General features: G+C 68.3%; 14 protein-coding genes. 5 read left to right on the forward strand and 9 right to left on the reverse strand.

Annotated elements, in window-relative coordinates; all coding sequences use genetic code 11:
- Positions 1-125 precede the first annotated feature (125 nt).
- Positions 126-1550, forward strand: a complete 1425-nt coding sequence (locus AB4850_RS02610) for a DHA2 family efflux MFS transporter permease subunit (RefSeq protein ID WP_414441056.1) — start codon at positions 126-128, stop codon at positions 1548-1550.
- Positions 1551-1736: 186 nt separating this feature from the next.
- Here the strand turns inward: AB4850_RS02610 and AB4850_RS02615 are convergent, their stop codons facing one another.
- The 3 genes from AB4850_RS02615 to AB4850_RS02625 all read right to left on the reverse strand — a co-directional run bounded on the left by AB4850_RS02615 (position 1737) and on the right by AB4850_RS02625 (position 5350).
- Entirely contained in the window at positions 1737-2429 is a 693-nt protein-coding gene (locus AB4850_RS02615) for a 2OG-Fe(II) oxygenase (protein ID WP_414441940.1), read from the reverse strand.
- 250 nt (positions 2430-2679) lie between these two features.
- Entirely contained in the window at positions 2680-4272 is a 1593-nt protein-coding gene (locus tag AB4850_RS02620; protein ID WP_414441057.1) for an inorganic phosphate transporter, read from the reverse strand.
- A gap of 187 nt (positions 4273-4459) precedes the next feature.
- A complete protein-coding gene (locus AB4850_RS02625; protein WP_414441941.1) occupies positions 4460-5350 on the reverse strand; it encodes a DMT family transporter in 891 nt (296 codons plus the stop codon).
- A 184-nt stretch (positions 5351-5534) separates the two neighbouring features.
- On the opposite strand from AB4850_RS02625, the gene AB4850_RS02630 reads away from it, so the two are divergent.
- The gene (locus tag AB4850_RS02630) at positions 5535-6902 is read left to right on the forward strand and encodes a PLP-dependent aminotransferase family protein (protein ID WP_414441942.1); all 1368 of its coding nucleotides are present in this window, start codon (positions 5535-5537) and stop codon (positions 6900-6902) included.
- A gap of 67 nt (positions 6903-6969) precedes the next feature.
- Here the strand turns inward: AB4850_RS02630 and AB4850_RS02635 are convergent, their stop codons facing one another.
- Together AB4850_RS02635 and speB are read right to left on the reverse strand one after the other, a co-directional pair.
- The gene (locus AB4850_RS02635; protein WP_414441058.1) at positions 6970-8322 is read right to left on the reverse strand and encodes an MFS transporter; all 1353 of its coding nucleotides are present in this window, start codon (positions 8320-8322) and stop codon (positions 6970-6972) included.
- 59 nt (positions 8323-8381) lie between these two features.
- Complete coding sequence (speB, locus tag AB4850_RS02640; RefSeq protein ID WP_414441059.1) at positions 8382-9338, reverse strand: agmatinase; 957 nt, start codon at positions 9336-9338, stop codon at positions 8382-8384.
- A 155-nt stretch (positions 9339-9493) separates the two neighbouring features.
- On the opposite strand from speB, the gene AB4850_RS02645 reads away from it, so the two are divergent.
- On the forward strand, positions 9494-10447 hold the full coding sequence (locus AB4850_RS02645; protein WP_414441060.1) for a LysR family transcriptional regulator: 954 nt from the start codon (positions 9494-9496) through the stop codon (positions 10445-10447).
- Here AB4850_RS02645 and AB4850_RS02650 read toward each other — a convergent pair.
- Positions 10426-10890 carry an Lrp/AsnC family transcriptional regulator gene (locus AB4850_RS02650; RefSeq protein WP_414441061.1) on the reverse strand — a complete coding sequence of 155 codons (465 nt, stop codon included), beginning with the start codon at positions 10888-10890 and terminating at the stop codon, positions 10426-10428. The genes AB4850_RS02645 and AB4850_RS02650 overlap by 22 nt on opposite strands.
- Before the next feature lie 205 nt (positions 10891-11095).
- On the opposite strand from AB4850_RS02650, the gene AB4850_RS02655 reads away from it, so the two are divergent.
- The gene (locus AB4850_RS02655) at positions 11096-11725 is read left to right on the forward strand and encodes a LysE family translocator (RefSeq protein WP_414441062.1); all 630 of its coding nucleotides are present in this window, start codon (positions 11096-11098) and stop codon (positions 11723-11725) included.
- A gap of 128 nt (positions 11726-11853) precedes the next feature.
- Positions 11854-12321: a DUF3224 domain-containing protein gene (locus AB4850_RS02660; protein WP_414441063.1), complete on the forward strand. Its 468-nt coding sequence runs from the start codon at positions 11854-11856 to the stop codon at positions 12319-12321.
- 82 nt (positions 12322-12403) lie between these two features.
- Here the strand turns inward: AB4850_RS02660 and AB4850_RS02665 are convergent, their stop codons facing one another.
- The 3 genes from AB4850_RS02665 to AB4850_RS02675 form a co-directional block, all read right to left on the reverse strand.
- Complete coding sequence (locus AB4850_RS02665) at positions 12404-13351, reverse strand: electron transfer flavoprotein subunit alpha/FixB family protein (protein ID WP_414441064.1); 948 nt, start codon at positions 13349-13351, stop codon at positions 12404-12406.
- A gap of 12 nt (positions 13352-13363) precedes the next feature.
- Positions 13364-14113 carry an electron transfer flavoprotein subunit beta/FixA family protein gene (locus AB4850_RS02670; RefSeq protein ID WP_414441065.1) on the reverse strand — a complete coding sequence of 250 codons (750 nt, stop codon included), beginning with the start codon at positions 14111-14113 and terminating at the stop codon, positions 13364-13366.
- 134 nt (positions 14114-14247) lie between these two features.
- Positions 14248-15105, reverse strand: a complete 858-nt coding sequence (locus tag AB4850_RS02675; protein ID WP_414441066.1) for an SIS domain-containing protein — start codon at positions 15103-15105, stop codon at positions 14248-14250.
- Between the last annotated feature and the right edge of the window lie 53 nt (positions 15106-15158).

Consider the following 15158-nt stretch of genomic DNA (forward strand, 5'->3'; position numbering starts at 1 on the left):
GTGCTGCACGTCATGCAATCGGAGTACCATCGTCGCCGCAACACACGGATGCGCGGCGCGGCTCTGACCTCCCGCACGCCACTCGGCATCCTTCGCCTGATCCCATTCCGCTCGATATATCCCGTATGACCGACAGCAGCGTCGATCGTCGTCAGACGACAGGTTTCCTCCCGTATCTCGTGGCCGCGACCTTCTTCATGGAGTATCTCGACACCACCGTCATCGCGACCGCATTGCCGCAGATGGCGAAGTCGTTCGGCGTCGGCCCGAATGCGCTGAGTCTGGGGATGACTGCCTACATGCTGGCGCTCGCGGTGTTCATTCCGATCAGCGGCTGGATCGCGGATCGCTTCGGCTCGCGCACGGTGTTCGGCTCGGCGATTGCTGTGTTCACGATTGCGTCGGTGTTGTGCGGCCTGTCCGACAGCGTCGGCACGTTCACGGCCGCGCGGTTGTTGCAAGGCGTGGGCGGCGCCATGATGGTGCCGGTCGGGCGGATGATCGTCGTGCGCAGCACCGACAAAGCCCAATTGATGCGCGCAATTGCCACCATCACGTGGCCCGGCATCGTTGCGCCCGTGGTGGGGCCGCCGGTGGGCGGCTTCATCACGACCTACGCGTCGTGGCGCTGGATCTTCTTGCTCAACGTGCCGCTCGGCATCGCCGCGCTGGTGTGCGTCATGCTGCTGGTACGCAACGAGCGTTCGGAAGAGGCGCGTCCGCTCGACTGGCTCGGTTTCGTGCTGTCGGGTGCCACGCTGACCTGCATGCTGTGCGGCACCGAAGCGGCCGGCCAGCAGGACGCGAACTTTGTCGAAGCGATCGGCCTGATCGCCGCCGCCATCGTGTTCGGCGCGGCCGCCTGGTGGCATGCGAAACGCACGCCGCATCCGCTGCTCGACTTCACCACGCTCAAGGTGCCGACGTTCTCGGTCACGGTCTTCACCGGCTCGGTCACGCGCGTCGCGATCAACGCGGTGCCGTATCTGCAGCCGTTGCTGTTCCAGGTGGGCTTCGGCATGTCGCCGTTCCAGTCGGGCCTGCTGCTGCTGGCCAGCGCCACCGGCAACCTCGGCATGAAGGCGCTGACGTCGTGGATTCTCGATCGCTTCGGCTTTCGTCGCGTGGCGCTGGTCGACGTGACGATCGCCGGCTTTTCGACGATCGCGTGCGGCTGGTTGACTGCGTCGACGCCGCTCGTCATCACGCTGGTGGTGGTGTTCGTCTACGGGCTGTCGCGCTCGATGCAGTTCTCGACGCTGGCCACGCTGGCGTTCGCCGACGTTCCGCCGAAGCAGACGAGCGCGGCCAGCACTTTGTCGAGCGCGGCGCAGCAGATGACGATCGGCATGGGCATCGCGTTCGGCGCGATGTCGTTGCGGCTGGCCTCGCTGTTGCGCGGCGATGCAACCGGCACGCACTACGTGATGGCCGATTTTCGCTGGGCGTTCCTGGCGGCCGGCGTGCTCGCGCTGCTGACCCTGCCCGGTTACGCGCGGATGGCGACGAACGCGGGCGACCGCTTGCGGGCAAGCGTCGCGAAGCGCTGAAGCATCGAGCCGCCGAAGCACCGAAGCACCGAAGCACCGAAGCACCGAAGCACCGAAGCACCGAAGCACCGAAGCACCGAAGCACCGAAGCGCCGAAGCGCCAAAGCGCCGAACCACCGAACCACCGAACCACCGAACCACCGAACCACCGAACCACCGAACCACCGAACCGCATACGTGTCGCGCTTACTGCGCGTCGTGAAAAATCACCCCGAGCGTGTGCCGATGCCCTGAGCGCAGCCGGCTCACGCCATGCCGCAGGTTGACGCGGTACACACCGCGCGTGCCCTGCACCGGCCGCCCATGCACGGCGAAGATCGCCGCGTCGCCGCGCGCCAGCGGCACCACCTCGGCGCGCGACTGTATGCGCGGGCGCTGCTCGGTCAGCACGAACTCCCCACCCGTGAAATCCTCCCCCGGCTGCGACAGCAGGATCGCGACCTGCAACGGAAAGACGTGCTCGCCGTAAAGGTCTTGATGCAGGCAGTTGTAGTCGCCCTCGCCGTAACGCAGGATCAGCGGCGTCGGCCGCGTCTGGCCGGCCGCGTGACAGCGCTGCAGGAACGCGTCGTGATCGGCCGGATAGCGCGTGTCGATGCCGAGCGCGCGGTTCCAGTCGTTGGCGATCGGCGCGAGCGGCGCATAGAGATCGCGGCGCAGCGCGGCCAGCTCGGGCAATAACGGGTAGCCGAAATATCGATATTCGCCGCGGCCGAAGTTGTGCTGCGCCATCACGATGCGGCTGCGATAGCGCGATGTGTCGTCGTAGCCGGCTATCCACGCATCGCAGGCATTGCGATCGAGCAGGCCGCGAATGACAGCCACCCCGTGCGCATTCAACGCGTCACGAATCGCGCGCCATTCGTACTCGGCAGGCAATACCGACGAAAGAGAAGGGGAGGCGGGCGTGAACGGCGAACGCCGTTCGAGGCTGGCAGTCACGATGAATCTCCACGCAATGGGCTGGCGATCATCGTAGAGGCCACGCGCTCGCGCGGCGCTCCGAATCTTGCGCGGCAATCGGGCTGGAACCGGGCCGCCTGCCGGGAGGTCATCTCGCCGCAAACCCCGCGAGACGGCCTCCAATCAATACATCAAAACAACGGCCGAACGGGAACCGCCGCGACCATCAAGCGATCGCGTGAAACAGCCAGTACAACCCCCCGGCCAGCACGATCGAGGCCGGCAGCGTCAGCACCCAGGCCAGCACCAGGCTGCGCACCGTCCCCCATTGCAGGCCCGAGCCATTGGCGGCCATGGTGCCCGCCACGCCCGACGACAGCACGTGCGTCGTCGACACCGGCAGGCCGTACATGTCGGCCGCGCCGATCGTGATCATCGCCACGGCCTCGGCCGATGCGCCCTGGCCGTAAGTCAGATGCTGCTTGCCGATCTTCTCGCCGACCGTCACGACGATCCGCTTCCAGCCCACCATCGTGCCGAGGCCGAGCGCGAGCGCCACGGCCACCTTGACCCAGGTCGGGATGAACTTGGTGGAGTGGTCGAGCTGCGAGCGATAGTTGTCGATCGCGCTGCGGTCGTCGGCCGAGAAGTTCGGCTGCTTGGCCTTGTCCATCAGGCGGATCGCTTCGGACACGAGATACATCGTGTTGCGCACGTTGTCGATCTGGCCTTGCGGCATGTCGGCCATCGAGCCGGTCGAGCCCACGGTCGAGCCGACAGCCGAGGCCAGCGAGTTCGACAGTTGCTGCATGGCCGGCACCGTGTCCGGCGTCAATTGACGCGTCTGCACGTAGGTTTCGACCACGGCGCGCGAGTTGGTCGGGGCGGCGACGCCGTTGGCGTACTTGCCGAACGTGGCCGAGGCCTGGTGCGCGACGGCGATGAAGGTCTGCGTTTCGGCCGGCGTGACGGCCTTGTTCAGCGCGTAGGCGGTGGGCACCGTGCCGATCAGGATCAGCATGATCAGGCCCATGCCCTTCTGGCCGTCGTTCGAGCCGTGCGCGAACGACACGCCCGTGCAGGTCAGGATCAGCAGGCAGCGGATCCAGAACGGCGGCGGCTGGTCCTTCGGCGGTTCCTTGTAGAGCGCCGGCGCCTTCACGACGGCCTTCAGGACCAGCAGCAACAGGCCCGAGAACAGGAAACCGACCAGCGGCGAGAACAGCAGCGCCTTGCCGACGCCGCCGGCCTGGCCCCAATCCACGCCGCTCGTGCCCGACGCGCCGTGCATCAGCTGGTTCATCAGGCCGACGCCGATGATCGAGCCGATCAGCGTGTGCGAGCTGGACGACGGCAGGCCGAAATACCAGGTCGCGAGGTTCCAGACGATCGCCGCGATCAGCAGCGCGAACACCATCGCGAAGCCGGCGCCGCTGCCCACCTGCAGGATCAGCTCGACCGGCAGCAATTGCAGGATCCCGAACGCCACCGCGCCGCTCGACAGCAGCACGCCCATGAAATTCCAGAGGCCGGACCACACCACCGCGATGTTCGGCGTGAGCGAGTGCGTGTAGATCACGGTGGCGACCGCGTTCGCGGTGTCGTGGAAGCCGTTGACGAACTCGAAGCCGAGCGCGATCAGCAGCGCCACGCCGAGCAGGAAGTACGGAAACAGCGAATGGCTACCGACCGGTGCGAGATCCGCGAGCAGGTGGGTCAGCACGTAGCCGCCCCCCGCAACGAGGATGACGAAGAAGACGATCAGACCGAAGCCTTTCGATCGACCGAGATCGATGGAAGACGAAGTAGGTTGGCTCATGGCGGACGGTGGGATTGTGGTTTGGGACGATCGCCCGATCCTAGCCCCCGCACTTAGGCAGTTTCGTGACAGTTGACGATTGCCCTGAATGGTTCGACCGGGCGCATGCCGCGTCGGTCGAATTGACATCGTCGTCATGAAACCGTGCCGGACCAAGTGGTAAGGAATGCCACGCATCCGCCAGAATTCAACCGCGTGCCTGCCGCACCGCTGGCGGGCCGGCGAAACGCCGCGCGCAGGCCACGCAGGCGACCACCACCGCGGTCACAGCCAGCATCGAGGCCGGCACCGCTTCGTGCAGCAGCCACGCTGCGAGCAGGAGTCCGAAGAAAGGTTGCAGCAACTGGAGCTGGCCCACGCCCGCGATGCCGCCGAGCGCCAGCCCGCGATACCAGAACACGAAGCCGATCAGCATGCTGAACAGCGATACGTAGGCGAGGCTCCACCAGGCCGGCGCGCCGATCGCGGCGAACGACGCGGGGCGGCTCGCGATGGCGAGCGGCAGCATCAACGGCAAGGACAGCACCAGCGCCCACGAAATCACCTGCCAGCCGCCGAGTCGGCGCGACAGCCGCGCGCCTTCCGCATAGCCCAGGCCGCAGGCCAGGATCGCCGCCAGCATCAGCAGGTCGCCCGCCAGCGAGGCGCCGCCGCCGTTGCGCAGCGCGAAGCCCACCACGGCGGCGCTGCCGATCGACGAGAACAGCCAGAACGCCGCGTGCGGCCGCTCGCCGCCGCGCAACACGCCGAACAGGGCGGTGGCGAGCGGCAACAGACCGACAAACACGATCGCGTGCGCCGACGTGATGTGACGCAGCGCGAGCGCGGTCAGCAGCGGAAAGCCCACCACCACGCCGAGCGCGACGATCGCGAGCGGCATCAGGTCGGCGCGTGCCGGTCGCGTCTCGCGAAACGCGAGCAGCAGCGCGATGGCGATCAACCCGGCGATCGCCGCGCGCGCCACCGTCAGGAACACCGGGTCGAAACCGAGCACGGCGATGCGCGTCGCCGGCAGCGAGCCGCTGAAGATCAGGACACCGAGGAAACCGCTGAACCAGCCTTGGGTGGAGTTCTGCATGATGAACGTGGACGCCGTGGTCGGGGAAGGATGGGGCAGCATCCCACGCGCGCGCTTCCGGGGTAAGCTACGGAGCAGCACAATTTCAGCAAACTGTACTGATCGGAGCCCCGTACAGATGGCGGACATCCACTCCACAATCCCACCCAAAAGCGCGGGCGACGGCAGCCGCGTGGTGCAGGTGATGGCGACCTTGCGCGCCCGCATCGCCAGCCGTGCGCTGATGCCCGGTGCGCGCGTGCCGTCGATCCGCTCGATGGCGGAAGCGCTCGGCATCTCGAAATCGACGGTGGTCGATGCCTACGACCGGCTGGTGGCCGAGGGCGCGTTGTCGGCACGGCGTGGTTCGGGCTTCTTCGTGGCGGGGCATGCGCCGCCGTTCGCGCTGGCCGACGTCGCGCCACGCCTCGATCGCGAGCTGGACCCGCTGTGGCTGACGCGGCAATCGCTCGAAGCCGGCAGCGCGGCGCTGAAACCGGGCGCGGGCTGGCTGCCGGCCGACTGGTTGCCCGACGACGGGCTGCGCCGCGCGCTGCGCACCGTGGCGCGCGACGGCCAGCACGACCTGGCCGACTACGGCGCGCCGCTCGGCCTGGCGGCGCTGCGCCAGCAGCTTGCCTGGCGGCTCGCGCAGCACGGCATCGAGGCCGCTGCCGACCAGATCCTGCTGACCGACAGCGGCACGCACGCGCTCGATCTGGTGTGCCGCTTCCTGCTCGAACCGGGCGACACGGTGGTGGTGGACGACCCGTGCTACTTCAATTTCCAGGCGCTACTGCGTGCGCATCGCGTCGAGCTGGTCAGCGTGCGCTACACGGCCAACGGCCCCGATCCGGCCGAGTTCGCGCGCGTGCTGGCCGAGCACCGGCCGCGCCTGTACGTGACGAATTCGGCCGTCCACAACCCCACCGGCGCGACGCTGGCGCCGGCCGTCGCGCATCGCGTGCTGACGCTGGCCGCCGAGCACGACGTGCTGATCGTGGAAGACGACATCTTCGCCGACTTCGAGATCGACCCCGCGCCGCGGCTCGCTGCCTTCGACGGCCTGTCGCGCGTGATCTCGATCGGCAGCTTCTCGAAGACGCTGTCGGCGGCGGTGCGCTGCGGCTATCTCGCGGTGCGGCACGAGTGGGTCGATCCGCTGATCGACCTGAAGCTCGCGACCACCTTCGGCAACGGCGGCCTGAACGCAGCCGTCGTGCATCGGCTGCTGGTGGACGGCACCTACCGCCGCCATCTCGACGGCCTGCATGCACGGCTCGGCGATGCCGTCAGCGAGACCTTGCGGCAATTGACGTCGGCCGGGCTGACCGTGCCGATCCGGCCGCGCGCGGGCATGTTCCTGTGGGCCGAATTGCCGGACGGGCTCGATGCGGCGGCGGTCGCGCGGCATGCGCTGGAGGAGGGCGTGGTGTTCGCGCCGGGCAACGTGTTCAGCGTGTCGCACACGGCCACGCATTACCTGCGCTTCAACGCATCGCAGAGCAACCGGCCGGCCGTGTACGCCGCGCTGCGGCGCGCGATGGCGCTGGCCGCGCGGCAGCCCGCCTAGCCGTTTTCGGCATCGAAGCGATTCCGCGATGGAACGCGCGCCGCGTCGGGGCGCGCGAGCCGTGTGCTTACGCGCCAGTCGTTGCCACGCGAGTCGCCGCTGGTTTCTCGCGACGTGCGGCATCGCCCTGCACCCCGCGATCGGGCTCGCCCGCATCGCCGCGCCGCGCGATGCGGATCACGCAGAAGCCCGACAGCAGCGCCGCCGCCGCGTATTGCAGCGCGAGCGGCCACCAGGCCGGCGCGGCGCTCTGTGCGATCACAGTCGCCACCAGCGGCGTGAGGCCGCCGGCCAGCGCGCCGCACACCTGGTACGAGATCGAGATCGCCGTATAGCGGATGCGCGCCGCGAACAGGCCGCTCACGAAACCGGCCACCACCGCGTAATAGCCCGATTCGGCGATCGTTGCCAGACCGATGCCGAGCGTGATCGTGATCGGCGTGCCCGCATGCACCAGCGGCAGCATCACGAACGGCACGATCGCGGCCCAGGCGGCCATGGCGACCAGCACGCGCGTGGTGCCGAAGCGCTGCGCGACCCAGGCAGCGCCGAGCTGCACCACGAACTGCAGGCAGGCCACGATCGTCATGCAGTGCAGCACCATCGAGCGATCGAGCGACAGGAACTGCGTGGCGTACGTGATCATGAAGATGTTGCTGAAATACACGCCCGCGATGCCGTACACGTTCGCGCCGATCGCGAGCAGCAGCAGCGGCCACTGGCGCAGCGATTCGCGCAGCGGGTTCGCCGCCATCTCGCCGGCGGCCTTCACCTCGGCGAACTCCGGCGACTCGGACACGCTCGCACGGATCGCGAAACCCACCACCAGCAGCACCGAGCTGGCCAGGAACGGCACGCGCCAGCCCCAGCTCATCATGTCTTCCTTGGGCAGCATGCTGATCGCGCCGAACGCGAGCATCGACAGGATCAGGCCGCTCGCGCTGCCCAGCTGCGCGAACGACGCGAAGAACGTGCGCTTGCCTTCCGGCGCGTGTTCGCCGGCCAGCAGCACCGCGCCGCCCCATTCGCCGCCCACCGCGATGCCTTGCAGCACGCGCATCAGCACGAGCAGCGTGGGCGCGAGCATGCCGGCCTTCTCGTAGGTCGGCAGCAGCCCGATCGCCACCGTGGCCACCGCCATCAGCAGCAGCGTGGCGAGCAGCGAGCGCTTGCGTCCATAGCGGTCGCCGAGATGGCCGAACAGGATGCCGCCGAGCGGGCGTGCGAGGAAGCCCACCGCAAACGAGCCGAACGAGGCGAGCAGGCTCACGAGCCGGCTTTCGCCGGGGAAGAACAGCGGGCCGAACACGATCGCCGCCGCCGTGGCATAGCTGTAGAAGTCGTACCACTCGATCGTCGTGCCGACGAACGACGCGAGCGCCGCCCGTCGAGGTTGCCGGACCGGCGTTGAAGCTTGCATCACGAAGTCTCCTTCTGGTTCTTTCTTGTAGGTGCCGCGCAGCGTGAGGGAGCCGGGGCTCAGTCGCGCAGCTTCACGCCGGGAAACGCGCACAGCAGCTCGTAGGCGAGATTCGCGCCGAGCAGCGCGGTGGTGCCGAACGGATCGTAGGGCGGCGCCACTTCCACGAGGTCGGCGCCGACGATATTGAGGCCGTACGCACCCCGAATGATTTCGAGTGCCTGCGGCACGGTCAGCCCGGCGATTTCCGGCGTGCCGGTGCCCGGCGCGTAGGCCGGATCGATGCCGTCGATGTCGAAGCTGATGTACACCGGCGTGTTGCCGATCTGCTCGCGCACCTCGCGCATCAGCGGCGCCAGCGATTGATTCCAGCACGCCTCGGCCTGCACCACGCGAAAGCCCTGCTCGCGGCACCAGTCGAAATCCTCGGCGGCGTAGCCGGTGCCGCGCAGGCCGATCTGCACCACGCGATCGGTCGCCAGCAGGCCTTCCTCCACCGCGCGGCGGAACGGCGTGCCGTGCGCGATCTTCTCGCCCATCATCGTGTCGTTGACGTCGGCGTGCGCATCGACGTGAATCAATGCGACCTTGCCGTGCTTGCGGTGGATCGCGCGCAGGATCGGCAGCGCGATGGTGTGGTCGCCGCCGAGCGTGATCGGCTTGCAATCGTGGGCCAGGATCGCGTCGTAGGCGGTTTCGATGCGGGCGATCGAATCGAGCAGGTTGTAGGGGTTGATCGCCACGTCGCCCACGTCGGCCACGCGCAGCGAATCGAACGGCGCGGCGCGGGTGGCCATGTTGTACGGGCGCAGCAGCACCGATTCGGCGCGGATCTGGCGCGGGCCGAAGCGCGCGCCGGTGCGGTTCGAGGTGCCCAGGTCGAACGGCACGCCGACGAAGCAGGCGTCGAGGCCGGCCGCGCTCGGCACGTGGGGCAGGCGCATCATCGTCGCGATGCCGCCGCTGCGCGGCATGTCGTTGCCGCCGAGCGGCTGGAAGAAGGGGGTGTCGTTCATGGGCGTCTCGGTGATTCTGTTTCGTGTGGAACGGGAGCCGCCGTATCATTCGACGCGGCGCGACGCATAGTTGTACGCGTTTTGCCGGGCTGGAAGAATGCCAAGGTTTCGACGTCAACATCGATCCGGATCGATGTAATCAAGGGGGAGCATCCGTGCTGGGGAATCTGTCGACGCTCGATCTGCGTCTGATCCGCGTGTTTCTGGCGGTGGCCGACGCGGGCGGCGTGACCGCCGCGCAGGCGGTGCTGAACGTGGGGCAATCCACCATCAGCGCGCAGTTGTCGTCGCTGGAGACGCGGCTCGGCTACCGGCTCTGCGAGCGCGGCCGCAGCGGTTTCCGGCTGACGCCGAAGGGCGAGCGCTTCCAGTCGATGAGCCGCAAGCTGCTGGTGGCGCTCGACGAATTCGGCAGCGCCGCGCGGCACATGGATCGCCAACTGGTGGGCACGCTCAACATCGGCCTGATCGGGCATACGCCGATCAGCCAGAACGCGCGCATCGCCGAGGCGATCGCCGCGTTCCGCACGCGCGACGAGGCCGTGCGTTTTTCGATTTCGGTGCGGCCGCCCGGCGACCTGGAGGAAAAGCTGCTCGGCGACGAGATCCAGATCGCGATCGGCTATTTCTGGCATCGCGTGCCGGTGCTCGACTACACGCCGCTGTTCATCGAGCGGCAGGTGGCCTATTGCGGGCGCGGGCATCCGCTGTTCGAGCAGGCGGGCGGGCTGTCCGCCGCCGACGCGGCCGCGCACGAATGGGCCTGGCGCAGCTATCCGCTGCCCGAGGCGCAACTGTCCACCTCGCCCGATCGCGTGACCGGCACCGCCGACAACATGGAGGCGGTCGCGCTGCTGATTCTCTCCGGGCATCACCTCGGCTACCTGCCCGAGCATTTCGCGGCGCCCTACGTGGCGCAGGGCTTGCTCGCGCCGCTCAACCCCGAGCTGCTGAACTACGACGTGACGTTCCACATGGTCGTGGCGCGGCGCGCGAAGAAGGCCCCGATCGTCGCGGCGTTCCTGGAGGATCTGGCCAGCGCGCATCTGCGCGTGCCGGCCGGTGGCGAAACAGGGGAAATCACGCCTCAGGCGATCGGCAAGCCCTGATCGCCCTTGACCTCGCGCAGCGACAGCACCGATTCCACCGACGTGACGCCCGGCAGCACGCGCAGCACGTCGCGCACGAAGCTGCCGTAATCGTCGAGATCGCGCCCGATCACCTGCAGCAGATAGTCCGCCGAGCCGGACACGTTGTGGCACGACAGGATGCGCGGCATCGCCAGCACCTCGCGCTCGAAGCGGTCGCCGAGCGCGCGGTCGTGCACGGCGATGCGCAGCAGCACGAATGCCACCACGCCGTAGCCGAGCTTCTTGCGCGAGAGCTGGCCGCGATAGCGCTCCACGTATCCCTCGTTTTCGAGCCGCTTGAGGCGGCGCGCGCACGGCGTTTCGCTGAGGCCCACCGTGTCGGCCAGCCGCGCGATCGGGATACGGCCGTCGCGCTGCACGGCGGCGAGGATGGCGCGGTCGGTTTTGTCGAGGTCGTCCATGATGGGCGGATTCCGTTGTTCGATGGCGGAAATATAGAGGAATCCGGCTCGAATGTCGTTGTGGAAGGCCGTAAATGGCTCAAAAGCGCTCCGCGAACCCGGGCACACTGGAGCGCCTTCGCACGGCGCGTGCGCCGTGTTCCGAAGCGACCTTTTCGACCTCTCTTCGACCTCTCTTCGACCTCTCTTTTCGCCGATCCGCCCCATGATTTCGCTCCACTTGCTCGCCCTCTACGTCGCGGCGCTGGCCGCCGTTTTCGCGTTGCCCGGCCCCGACATGGCGCTGCTGCTGCAGACCAGCATCCAGCGCGGCATGCGTCCGGGGATGGCGGCGGCGGGCGGCCTGGCGCTGGCGCGGGCGGTGCACGTGACGCTGTCCGCCTGCGGCGTGGCCGCGTTGCTGCGCAGCGCGCCCTGGCTGTACGACATCGTCCGTTATGGCGGCGCGGCGTATCTGGCCTATGTCGCCTGGCAGATCTTCCGCTCGCCGCCGTTCGCGATGCCGGGCGGCGTGGCCGTCGCGCCCGGCTCGGACGTGCTGCGTCAGGCGTTCACCAAGGGCTTGCTGACCAACCTGCTCAACCCGAAGGCGCTGTTGTTCTGCTCGGTGCTGCTGCCGCAGTTCGTGCGGCCGGAGGCCGGCTCGGTGGGCGTGCAGGTGACGGTGCTCGGCGTGCTGCTGGTGGCGCTGGGCGGGGTGTTCGATTCGGGCTATGTGGCGGGCGCGTCGCGGATCGCGTCGTGGATGCGCGCCCACCCGCTCGCGCAGACGCTGCAGCGCTACACGTTCGCGGCCGCGCTGTTCGCATTCGCGTGGCGCTTGTCGGTGGACTGAACATCGAGGCTGGACAAGCGCCGCGCGCTGACCGAGGATGAGGGTCGTCGAATCTTTCGACATGCCGCGCGGGGCCGGCGCCATCGGCTACCGGCCCCGCCGCCATTCATTCCAGGGAGTGTGTGTTCGTGACATCGTCTTCGTTTTCGTCTTCGTCGAATCCCAAAGCCACTGTCGCCACTGGCGAATTCAGCGTCCGGATCGGCGCGCCCGAACTGCCGGGCGTGCCGGCCGGCGCCGCCGCCCTCGGGCGGCTCACGCTGGAGAAGGAATACAGCGGGCCGCTGCGGGGCCACGCGGCCGGCGAGATGCTCAGCATCGGGCAGCCGGCCAGCGGCGAGGCGACCTACGTTGCGCTCGAATCGTTCGTCGGCACGCTCGATGGCCGCGAGGGCGGTTTCGCGCTGTCGCATCACGGGCAGATGCATGCGGGCAAGGAAGCGCTGCGCGTGACCGTGGTGCCGGGTTCGGGCAGCGGCGAGCTGGCGGGGATCGTCGGCGAGATGGAGATTCGCCGCGAGGGCGGCCGCCACGAATACGTGCTGCGCTACGGATTCGTGGGGTCGTGGTTCGATGCGCTGCGCACCGCTGGCTGAGCGACCGGCGAGCGTGTGCCCGGCCTTCGGCGCCGGCATGCGCCGAGGCGGGATCGCCTGACGATATGCGCGGCGCGCGGGCTTACCCCAGCGCCGCCGTCAACGCCGGCACGGCGGTGAACAGATCCCCGACGAGCCCGTAATCCGCCACGCCGAAGATCGGCGCCTCTTCGTCCTTGTTGATCGCCACGATCACGCGGGCGTCCTTCATGCCGGCCAGATGCTGGATCGCGCCCGAAATGCCGATCGCCAGATACAGCTCCGGCGCGACGATCTTGCCGGTCTGACCCACCTGATAATCGTTCGGCACGTAGCCGGCGTCGACCGCCGCGCGCGAGGCGCCGAGCGCCGCACCGAGCGTGTCCGCGAGCGGTTCGAGCAGTTGCGCGTAATGCTCCGCGCTGCCCAGGCCGCGCCCGCCCGACACCACGGTCTTCGCGCTCGTCAGTTCGGGCCGATCGAGCTTCGTGACCTGCCGGCCGACGAACTCGGCCCGGCCGCCGCCGGTGTCCATCGCCTCCACCGCTTCCACCGTTTCGATCGACGCATGGCCGCCCGTCGCCTCGGCGGCGTCGAAGGCCGTGGCGCGCACCGTGATCACCTTGATGGCATCGCGCGATTGCACGGTGGCGATCACGTTGCCCGCGTAGATCGGCCGCTCGAACGTATCCGCGCCGAGCACGGCCGTGATGTCCGAGAGTTGCGCGACGTCGAGCCGGGCCGCGATGCGCGGCGCCACGTTCTTGCCGGCCGCCGTGGCCGGCGCGACGATGTGCGAATACTGGCCGGCGAGCGCGAGCACCGTCTCGGCGAGCGGTTCGGCCAGCCCGTGTTCGAGCTGCGGCGCCTCGGCCAGCAGCACCTTCGCCACGCCGGCGATGCGCGCGGCAGCGTCGGCCGCCGCCTGAGCCTGCCAGCCGGCCACCAGCACATGCACCTCGCCGCCGAGTTGCCGGGCCGCCGTGACGGCGTGCAGCGTCGCGGCGTTCAGCGCCGCGTGTTCGTGTTCCGCAATGACGAGCGTCGTCATGGTTCGTGCTCCTTACAAGACTTGGGATTCGTTGCGCAGCTTGTCGACGAGCGCGTGCACGTCGGCCACCTTGATGCCCGCGCCGCGCTTGGGCGGCTCGGCGAAGCGCAGCGTGTGCAGGCGCGGCGCGACGTCCACGCCCAGTTCGTCGGGCGTGAGCGTGGCGAGCGGCTTCTTCTTCGCCTTCATGATGTTGGGCAGCGTCACGTAGCGCGGCTCGTTCAGGCGCAGGTCGGCCGTCACCACCGCGGGCAGCGCCAGCGAGAGCGTTTCGGTGCCGCCGTCCACCTCGCGATCGACGCTGGCGCGGCCGTCGGCGATCGTGAGCTTCGCCGCGAACGTGGCCTGCGGCAGCCCGGCGAGCGCGGCCAGCATCTGGCCGGTCTGGTTGGCGTCGTCGTCGATGGCCTGCTTGCCGAGCAGCACCAGTTGCGGCTGTTCGCGTTCGATCAGCGCATGCAGCAGCTTGGCCACCGCGAGCGGCTGCAGCTCGGCGTTCGATTCGACCAGGATCGCGCGGTCCGCGCCGATCGCCAGTGCGGTGCGCAGCGTGTCCTGCGCCTGCGCCACGCCCATCGACACGGCCACCACCTCGCTGGCCACGCCTTGCTCCTTGAGGCGCACGGCCTCCTCGACGGCGATTTCGTCGAACGGGTTCATCGACATCTTCACGTTGGCGAGATCGACGCCGGTGCCGTCCGATTTCACGCGAACCTTCACGTTGTAATCGACGACGCGTTTGACTGCGACAAGTATCTTCATGGCGGTTTGGGAAAGGTTCGGGCGAGCGGCGGCGCGGTCCGCGCAATCGATGCGGCCCGCGCTTTCGCTTCGCAGTGCAAAACAAAAAGGACGAAGAAAAAACGGAGCAGGGGGCCGGCCCCTGCGAATGCGGATCAGATCATGCCGGAGGTGCGCATGTCGGCGAGATGGCGCTTCATGTCCTGCACGTCGCGGGCGTGGGTTTCGCCCTTGCGCAGCGCGACGCTGGTGGACAGGATGTCGACGATCACCAGCGCCGCGAGGCGCGAGGTGGTGGGCGTGTAGACGTCGGTGTTCTCCAGCGTTTCGGCCACCACCGCCACGTCGCAGTAGCGCGTGAGCGGCCCCTGCGAGCCGGTGATCACCACCACGATCGCGCCGCGTTCCTTGGCGGTGCGCGCCACCTCGATCAGCGAGCGCGTGGCGCCGGTGTTCGAGATCGCCACCACCGCGTCGCCGGGCTTGAGCATCGACGCGGCGATGAACTGCTGGTGCGAATCCTGGTGCGCGACGCACGGCACCCCGAACAGCGGGAATTTCTGCTGCGCGTCGAGCGCCACGATGCCCGACGCGCCGAAGCCGAAAAACTCGATGCGCGCGGCCGAGGCCAGCAATTCGACGGCGCGGCCGATCGCCTCGAAATCGAGCTTCTTGCGCGCCCAGTCGAGGCTCGTGATGGTGTAGTCGAAGATCTTGGTGGCCACCGTTTCGGGCGTGTCCGCATCGGACAGCACCGAATGCGTGGCCGGCGCGCCGAGCGCGAGGCTCTGCACCACGCGGATCTTGAAATCCTTGAAGCCGTTGCAGCCGATCGTCGCGCAGAAGCGCAGGATGGTCGGCTCGCTGACCTGGGCGAGCCGCGCGAGTTCGGACAGGCTCACTTCCGCGATCGAATGCACGTTCTCCAGGATGTAGTCGGCCACCTGGCGGCTGCCGCGCCGCAGCTCGGGCCGGGCACGGTCGATCACTTCGAGGATGTTGTAGTCGGGCACGCGTTGTTTCCTTCCTTGACTGGCGGGCATGAAGTGCAAAAGGCTCATGCGGA

The organism is Burkholderia sp. 22PA0106, from assembly GCF_047497155.1.
Taxonomy (GTDB): domain Bacteria; phylum Pseudomonadota; class Gammaproteobacteria; order Burkholderiales; family Burkholderiaceae; genus Burkholderia.